At 38.7% G+C, this 9417-nt stretch carries 4 protein-coding genes; 1 reads left to right on the top strand and 3 read right to left on the bottom strand.

Annotated features, from left to right (window positions below; genetic code table 11):
• Positions 1 to 591 (top strand): LPXTG cell wall anchor domain-containing protein (locus tag PCY16_RS09175; protein WP_301354537.1); only part of this gene is annotated, 591 nt, incomplete at its 5' end.
• A gap of 263 nt (positions 592 to 854) precedes the next feature.
• Here the strand turns inward: PCY16_RS09175 and PCY16_RS09170 are convergent.
• The 3 genes from PCY16_RS09170 to PCY16_RS09160 form a co-directional block, all read right to left on the bottom strand.
• On the bottom strand, positions 855 to 3380 hold the full coding sequence (locus PCY16_RS09170) for a glucosyl transferase (RefSeq protein WP_195414215.1): 2526 nt from the start codon (positions 3378 to 3380) through the stop codon (positions 855 to 857).
• Positions 3381 to 3765: 385 nt separating this feature from the next.
• Positions 3766 to 6627 (bottom strand): glucosyl transferase, encoded by a 2862-nt coding sequence (locus tag PCY16_RS09165; protein ID WP_064524598.1) that lies wholly within the window; start codon positions 6625 to 6627, stop codon positions 3766 to 3768.
• 266 nt (positions 6628 to 6893) lie between these two features.
• A complete protein-coding gene (locus PCY16_RS09160) occupies positions 6894 to 9134 on the bottom strand; it encodes a glucosyl transferase (RefSeq protein ID WP_301354536.1) in 2241 nt (746 codons plus the stop codon).
• Positions 9135 to 9417: the final 283 nt, after the last annotated feature.

Here is a 9417-nt window from a genome sequence, read left to right as displayed (position 1 = left end):
AAAGCAAGTGTTGCTTCTAAGGCTGTTACTCAAGAAAACCTTGAAGAAACTGTTACTTACAAACCACTTGGAAACTTGGTTCCAAAACCAGTGACACCAAACGATCCAAACTTCCCATCAACACCAGATGTGAAGTATCCAAACGATCCAACAGATCCAACGAAACCAGGTCAACCGGTTGTGCCAGATGTTCCAGGTTACAAGCCATACTTGCCAGATCCAAACGATCCAACGAAACCAGGTCAACCAATCCAACCAGGAACACCTGTAACACCAGAGGATCCAGGTAAAGATACACCAATCATTTATGTTCCGGTTACTCCTGATAAACCTGTAACTCCTCCAGAACAACCTAAGGTACCAACACCTAAGAAACCAGAGGAGCCAGAACAACCAGTTAAACCAGAACAACCTGTAAGTCCAACTGTTATTGAAGAAGTAACTCCACAAGTTGCTCAACCTCAAGAACAAGCAGTTCTACCAGAGACAGGAACAGAAAGTGGACATATTGCAGAAGTGACAGGTTTGTCAGCCTTGATTACAGGTCTTGGACTAGGTCTTTTGGGCCGTCGTCGTAAGAAAGAAGACTAATAACAAAGAGAATCCTTCCCTTATTCTAAATAGTTAGTTAAAATAAAAAATTAGTCTTCAAAAAAAGAGGTTCTTCCCTATAGGTTGGGGGAGGACCTTTTTTGATCTATTTTTTAACCTAAGTACAAAATTGGAGTCTTGATTTTGTACTTTTATTCTTGATATGTGATTAAAGAAAATGCTTAAAAAGGAAGTTGAAATTAATCAACTTCCTTTAGTTTAGATATATTTTGAGAAAAATTTAGGCTACTTTCCTACATTCTCTACAGTTGCTTCGCACGTCCATTTTCATCAAAGTGATAAGTCACGCCTTTGATGGTACGAGTTTGGTTGGTGACGAGCTCACCAGAGTTGTCATCGTAGTAACGAGTTCCCTTGTAGTCTGTAACGAAATCGCCCTTCACTTGTTTACCTTCATAATCGAAGTAGAGGTGTTGACCATTGATGACTTGATCAAAGAGGAGGGCCTTACCATCCTTACCGAAGTAGTACCAGTTGCCCTTCCAATTAACGAATTGGTTAGTTACCGCAGCACCTGTTTCAGCATCGAAGTAGTAGTAACTGTAGATTTTAGGTTCGATGATAGTACTACTAGATGTCCGAGGATATCTAGTAGACTCTTTTTGCTCAGGACTAAGCACTTTATCTTTTGCGAGATAACCAGTAACTAAGCTTGTAGACTCTGTATTATCGAGATAATAGAGTTTCCCATCGATTTCTTGAAGACCGAGAAGTTTATTACCATTTTCGTCAGTATAGTACCAATCGCCACCTACTTGATGGAATCCTTTTTCTCTGACTGCTGCTCCAGTAACCTCATCGTAGAAAGGTCCTGAACCGGAAGGCCCAAAAGTTCCTTGACGGGCTTGTCCATTTTCATAGAACGAATAGGTTACACCATTAATGGTATGAGAACCAGAAAGTGGTTTACCATCTTTATCATAATAGAAGAGCCCATTATCAGCACGAACAAATTGGTTCCGTGGGACTTCCTTCTGTTCACCGGTATCCTTATCATAGTAGTGGCCATTTTTAACTTCGTTTTTGAATTGTGTTCCGAGGTGGTCGTCAAAGTAGACAGGGACACCATCAATGGTATGAGCACCTTTTAGAATATTGCCTTGCTTATCTGCATAGAACCACTTACCTCGAGTTGTAAAGTAACGCCCCTTAACAAGTTCACCAGTATTCTTGTCATAATACTTAACTGGGATACCAAAGACAACAAAGCTATCATAGAGAACATTAATACCATCTTCATCTACAAAGTCATCTTTAGCTTGTATTCCAAATACCTTGTCGAAATGTACCTGAACACCATTGATGACGTGATCCCCTTTAAGGATTTTGCCATTTGAACCAACATAATACCAATGGTTATTAATATTATGGTAACGATTTTTTTCGAGTGTGATTCTCACACCAGAGTCTTTATCATAGTAGTAACCATCGTCTCCAAAATCACCTTTCACTTGTCGACCATAATAAGAATCAAAGTAGACAGGAACATTATTTATGGTTTGTGAACCTTTTAGTGGTTTGCCCTCAGCATCCACATAGTACCAATATTTATCTACATTGACATAACGGTTGGTCACGAGTGCACCAGTTGAAGTATCGTAGTATTTACCATTACCTCCAAAGTCACCTTTCACTTGAGCACCGGTCTTATTATCGAAATAGTACTCTTTACCATCAATAAGAGTAGCACCTTTCACGGGGATACCTTTTGCGCCGATAAAGTAGTTTTTGTCTTTAACTGTTACGAAACGGTTAGTTACTAGCTTACCAGTGTGTTCATCATAATAGCGGTTTTCCTTATCGAAATCACCTTTTATTTGAATACCATTTTCATCGAAATAGACCTGAGCCCCATTGATGATATGGTTACCCTTTATAATTTGTCCGCTATCATTGAGATAATACCATTTTCCTTTGATTTCAACAAAACGATTGGTTCCTAAATTAACGAAAACACCATCCTGATCGTAAAAGTGTCCATTAGGAGCAAAGCGGTCAATGATTTGAGTACCGGATTTATCATCAAAGTATACTGATCTACGATTAATTCGATACTCACCGTACACGGGGTTCCCATTATCATCTAGATAGTAACGTTCATATTGTTTCGTATCGTTGCTGTAGGCTACGATAAATTGACTTTTGAGAAGGGCACCAGAATCTTTGTCATAGAAATTTAGTTTTTTAGCATTATTAGGATCCTTTGCAAAAACGCCTTTAGCTTGCACGCCATTTTCTTTATCGAAATAGACTTGAACCCCATCAATAGTTTGTGGTCCAGTCAGGTCATTACCATTGGCATCTCGGTAATGCCATTTACCGTTTTGGTCACTGTAATATTGACCACCTGTAATGTTTACGTTCTCATTAATAACAGGAGTTGTCGTAGTTGTTTCACTAGTTACACTGTCTCTTGTTGAAGCTGCGTGTGCTTCAACGGTTTTTGTTTCAGTAGGTGCTTGACTTTCACTAGTGGTTGCTGAAGCCGTTTCTCTAACGTTTTCCGAACTTGCTAACTCTGGAGCACCTGTTGAACTTTCAGCAGAAGATATTGCTTCAATACCCTTTGTTTCAACTAAGTCTGCTGTTGTTTCAACATTGGCAATAACACTTGTTGTTGTGTCAATCTTGTGTGTTTCACCAGTAGTTACTTCATCCGCAAAAGCAACTCCTGCAATAAGCGCAAAACTTGCAAGAGCTGATGCACATGAAAATGCAATAAGATACTTTTTAGATGTTTGATGTTTGACCTTATTATTTGTTTCCATAACAAATACCTCCCCTTTTTAATTTATATTATAATGCAATAAGAAAGCCTTTTCAATATTAAAAATAAAAAGGCTTTCTTTTAATGTGAAGAGATTGATAAAAGAGAATAACATCTATTTTTCTGACTATTAGGTGAGATTTTTCCAGTTCTTAGTAATTCAAACAATTATCAAAAAACAAAAAAATCCAGGACCTGCGCCCTGGATTTAGGAGATTATGAAAAAGAAAAGTTTTAGGATGTTTATAGTATATAAAGCAAAGCCTAAAGTTTTCTTAAAGCAGACAAAAATTATTTTCGTGGATTTTAAAAAGGAAGTTAAAATTAATCAACTTCCTCTAGTATAGATATCTGCGAGAAAAACTTAGTCTATTTTACTAAAATCCTTATAATTGCTTCGCACGCCCAATTTCATCAAAGTGATAAGTCACACCATTGATGGTACGTGTTTGGTTGGTGACGAGCTCACCAGAGTTTTCGTCATAATAACGAGTTCCCTTGTAGTCTGTAACGAAATCGCCCTTAACTTGTTTACCTTCATAATCAAAGTAGAGGTGTTGACCATTGATGACTTGATCAAATAGAAGAGCCTTTCCATCGTTACCGAAGTAGTACCAGTGTCCATCTGCATAGACGAATTGGTTGGTTACAGCAGCTCCAGTCTCAGCATCGAAGTAGTAAGTTGGGTTGTCTTCTGCTCTATTTGGGAAGGAAATATAAAAGTAAGGTCTAGCTAATTGTCCACGAACTTGTTCGTTTGTTTCGTATTTGTTCATTGGATTGTTAGAGAAGAAATAAAGCTTACCATCAATTTCTTTAAGGCCCTTTGCTTTTTTTCCGTCTTCCTCTATATAGTACCAACGACCATAAGATTTAACAAAACCAGTTTTTTTCACAGCTTCGCCAGTTTCGTCATCATAGTAAGGTGGCTCTTGGTATACGTTAAAGGAACCACGAAGAACTCTACCATATCGACCAACATAGTAATCCTTACCATCAATAGTTATATTCCCAGTTCGTCCATTACTGCTAATGTAGTATAAATCGTCACCAATCTTAATAAACTGATCACGAGGGAGTTCTTTTCGTGCTCCACTATCTTTATCGTAGTAGTAACCATCTAGAACAGTATCTTTAGCTTGTACACCATTATAGTCAAAGTAAACGTGTACCCCATCGATGGTTTGTGAGCCTTTAAGGATATTACCTTCTGCATCTGCATAGTACCATTTACCATCATGGCTAAAGTATTGACCTTTTACAAGAGCTCCAGAATTTTTATCATAGTACTTAACTGGGCTAGTATAGGAGTTTGCTTTAACCGCATGCCCATTACTATCGGTAAATTCTCCTTTAATTTGATTACCATAATATGGATCAAAGTGAACCTGTACCCCGTCGATGGTTTGATCGCCTTTAAGGATTTTTCCTTCTCCATTAAGATAGTACCAGTTATCGTTGATGTAAACGTAGCGATTGGTACCAAGGTCTATTTTAGCACCAGAATCTTTGTCGTAGAAGTAGCCATCATTACCAAAGACACCTTTGGCTTGTTTACCATCATAAGGGTCAAAGTATACAGGAACATTGTTAATGGTTTGAGAACCTTTAAGCCGTTTACCGTCATTGCCTACGTAGTACCAGTCTTTGTCGACTTGGACATAACTATTGATTACGAGAGCACCAGTAGTACTGTTATAATATTTTTTGTTACTTGCGAAATTTCCCTTAACCTGAGCGCCAGTTTTTTCGTCAAAGAAGTATTCAATGTTGTCGATGACGGTCGCTCCTTTAATAGCCTTACTATCTGCTCCAATGAAGTAGGTCTTGTCATTAACGGTAACGAAACGATTAGTAACTAAAGTTCCAGAGTCTTTATCGTGAAATTGATTTTTATAGTCAAAATCTCCTTTAACTTGTTTACCTCCATATTCAAAATAAACGTGAGCTCCATCAATAATGTGTTCACCGGTTAAAATTTTTCCATCGTTACCGACATAGTACCAATTGTCTCTGATTTGAACATAACGATTGGCACCAAGATCAACACGATTTCCGTCCTGATCGTAAAAGTAACCATCGTCAGCAAAATTGTCGAAAACCTGGCTTCCCTCGTAGGTATCGAAGTAGACTTGTTTACCGTCAATTGTTTGAGGACCAGTTAACCGAATTCCTTGGTCGTTAACATAATAACGTTCATTTCGATGTTTGTAAGGATTATAAGCGATAACATATTGATTGGTGGCAAGAGCACCAGTATCCTTATCGTAGTATCGAGATTTATTATCCCCCTCATCTTTGACAAAATATCCTTTGACTTGAGCTCCGTATTGTCGGAAGTAAACCTTAACACCATCGATGGTTTGTGGTCCCTTTAAAATAGCACCATCATTTCCAGCATAGTACCATTCCCCGTTTAATTCGAAATAGCGGTTTGTTCCGAAATCCACTTGTTTACCATATTTGTCATAATAACGGCCATCAGGAGCAAAATTGTTTTTAATTAGTTCACCATACTGCTCAAAATAATACCACGCTCCATTAACTTCTTTAGAACCAATTGCCTTATTACCATTTTCATCAACGTAATAGGTTCTACCATATTCTTCAACAAATTTATTAGTAACAAGAGCACCAGAGTCTTTGTCATAATAGTGACCGTCCCAGCCAAATCCCCCTTTAACCTGAACACCGCCTGGATTGAAGTAGACCTTAACGCCATCAATAGTTTGTGGTCCAGTCAGGTCTTTACCGCTAGCATCTTTGTAATGCCAGTAGCCTTGGTCGTCGCTATAGTATTGACCACCAGTGACGTTTGTTTCATTAGGTACTGAAGCTGTCTCGCTGGCAGCTCGGTCTGTAGTTACGGCTTCACGTGTTTGGCCTGCAACTGATTCTGTAGGAGTTTGGCTTTCGTTTGCAGTTGTTGAGGCAGTTTCACTGACAACTTCAGAGCTTGCAGCAGAAGTTGTGGCTTGTTCTGAGACATTTGTAGTGCTTTGAGTGGTGCCTAAATTTTCAGTAGTAGCAGGAGCTTCGACAACCTTAGTTTCTACGAGGTCTGCGGTAGTTTCCACATTTGCAGTGGTAGTAGCGTTCACATCAAGGTTTGATGAGTTATCAGCTTTAGCTTCCTCAGCGAAGGCAGGCTTTGCGATGAGGGCAAAACCTGCAAGAGCAGTTGCACATGAGAATGCAATCAGACGTTTTTTGGACTTAGGTCCAGTAAAATTAGAATGTACTTTCATACTTTTTCCTCCATTTCCTAAGTCCTATTATAGCGCTATTTTAGAGACTTTCAAGAAAACATAAGAAATTTAGACAAAAATAAGAAAACGATTACATAGGAAAGCGAGTAAATGGCAAATGTCACAATTTTTGCAATCATAGGAACTTAAAAAATAAAAAAATCCAGGACCTGTGCCCTGGATAAGGAGATTATGAAAAAGAAAAGTTTTAGGATGATTATAGTATACAGAGCAGAGCCTAAAGTTTTCTTAAAGTAAGGAATAGCTTAAACTTTAGTCGCGTTACCATTTTCATCAAAATGATAAGTTACACCTTTGATAGTACGTGTTTGGTTAGTGACGAGTTCACCAGAGTTTTCATCGTAGTAGTGACCATCTGGTGCAAAAGCGCCTTTAACTTGTCTACCATGATTTTTATCGAAGTAAAGTTGTTGTCCATTAATCTGAACGGCACCAGTAGCTGCTGAACCATCCGCATAGAAGTAGTACCAGTAATTACCCCATTGATAGAAACGATTTTTAATTGCTCTACCGTCATGACCGAAGTAGTAGATTTTACCATCGATGTAATTAATACTGTCTTGCCACATGTCACCCAGTTGGGTGTACTTATAGGCACCTCCTCGACGGAAGTAATATAAATCACCATTGATTTCATGAAGTCCAAGGACTTTGTTACCTTTCTCGTCAAGATAGTAAGTTAAGCCTCTGTTATCTTTAACAAACCCAGCTTTGGTTACTTTGCGACCATTATCTTTATCGTAATAGTACTCAGGCATATAGACGCCATCTTGACCAAATCCTCCTTTAGCTTGTACCCCTCGATAGTTGAAGAAGACATCTTGTCCATCGATATTTCGAGCTCCCTTGACTGGCTTACCGTCTTTACCTACATAGAACCAATTACCCATGTATTCAACATAACGATTGGTTACAAGATTTCCAGAATTAATATCGTAGAATGCGTATAAATCACCGTAGGAATCACCATAAGCACCTTTAACCTGTTGACCATTGTCGCGGAAAAATAACTTTTGACCGTTAATGATTTGAGCATCAGTGAGGTTGTCTCCATTTACGTTCTTATAATACCAGTTTCCATTATCGTCGCTATAATAACCATTTGGGTTAGGAGCATCCATACCTACGCCGTTTTCATCAAATCGATAGGTCATACCATTAATTGTTAGAGTGGTGTTAGAGACGCGTGCTCCAGAATTAGGATCATAGTAGCGAAGAACACCATTGTCGAGAACAAGCTCTCCCTTAGCTTGACGACCATTAGCATATAGGTAAACGATTTGACCGTCTATATTGACTTCACCATCTTGAGGACGAATAGCATTTCCATCTGCACCATAATAGTACCAGCCATCATTTTCTTGGACATAGCGATTTTTAACGGCTTGACCAGTAACTGAGTCAAAATAGTAGCGACGGGTAATATTAGTAGGGGTACCAAAACCATAAGTACGTGGTGAATTTTGCCCTTCTTCTAGTAAAATGCTGATTCCTTTTTGTAGGACGCCGGTATCAACAGGAGAGGCAGCTTCACGTGCTTTGAAATAGTAGATATTACCATCAATTTCACGTATTCCTGTAAATTTAGAACCATCGTTCTTGATGTAAAAGGTTTGGCCTTTTTTATTCTGAACTAGACCTTCTTTTCGGACCCTTGCACCAGAGTTAGAGTCGTAATAGAAAGTTTGATCTGGATAGCTATAGTCCTCTCCGCTAAAGTCACCTTTGATTTGAACACCTTTATAATCGAAGTAGACTTCTTGACCATTGATAGTTTGTTCTCCAGTGAGTGGATAGCCATCTTTACCTAAATAGTACCAATTACCTTGGGATTCAAGGTATCGATTCGTCCATAGTTGCCCAGTATCAACATCGTAGTAACGAAATAGATTATTATTCCTATCGAGTAAAGGCCCCTTAACTTGTTGCCCATTACTGCGGAAATAAACATTTTGGCCATCGATAGTCTGTTCGCCTACGAGGTTTTTACCACTGGCATCTTTATAATACCAGTTGCCTTGGTCATCACTATAGTATTGACCACCAGTGACGTTTGTTTCATTAGGTACTGAAGCTGTCTCATTGGCAGCTCGGTCTGTAGTTACAGCATCACGTGTTTGGCCTGTGGCTGATTCCGCAGGTGCTTGACTTTCGCTTGCAGTTGTTGAAGCTGTTTCACTGGCAGTTTCAGAACTTGCTGTAGAAGTTGAGGCTTGTTCTGAGACATTTGTGGTGTTTTCTGTGCTAGCCACATTTTCAGTAGTAGCAGGAGCTTCGACAACCTTTGTTTCTACGAGGTCTGCTGTGGTTTCCACATTGGCAGTGGTAGCAGCAGTCACATCAAGGTTTGATGAGTTATCAGCTTTAGCTTCCTCAGCGAAGGCAGGTCTTGCGATAAAGGCAAAACTTGCAAGAGCAGTTGCACATGAGAATGCAATCAAACGTTTTTTGGACTTAGGTCCAGTAAAATTAGAATGTACTTTCATACTTTTTCCTCCATTTCCTAAGTCCTATTATAGCGCTATTTTAGAGACTTTCAAGAAAAAATAAGAAATTTAGACAAAAATAAGAAAACGATTACATTGTGATGCGAGTGAGAGAGGGGATGATTTTAGTTGCTACAGACTTTTCTAAAAACAAAAAAATCCAGGACCTATGCCCTGGATTTAGGAGATTATGAAAAAGAAAAGTTTTAGGATGGTTATAGTATATAAAGCAAAGCCTAAAGTTTTCTTAAAGTGGAAGATGGAATTACTTTTTCATAATGCT

The organism is Streptococcus sp. SS4 (assembly GCF_030440125.1).
Lineage (GTDB): Bacteria > Bacillota > Bacilli > Lactobacillales > Streptococcaceae > Streptococcus.
Note: the sequence above shows the minus strand (reverse complement) of the source record. Positions and strands in the feature narration are given on the sequence as shown.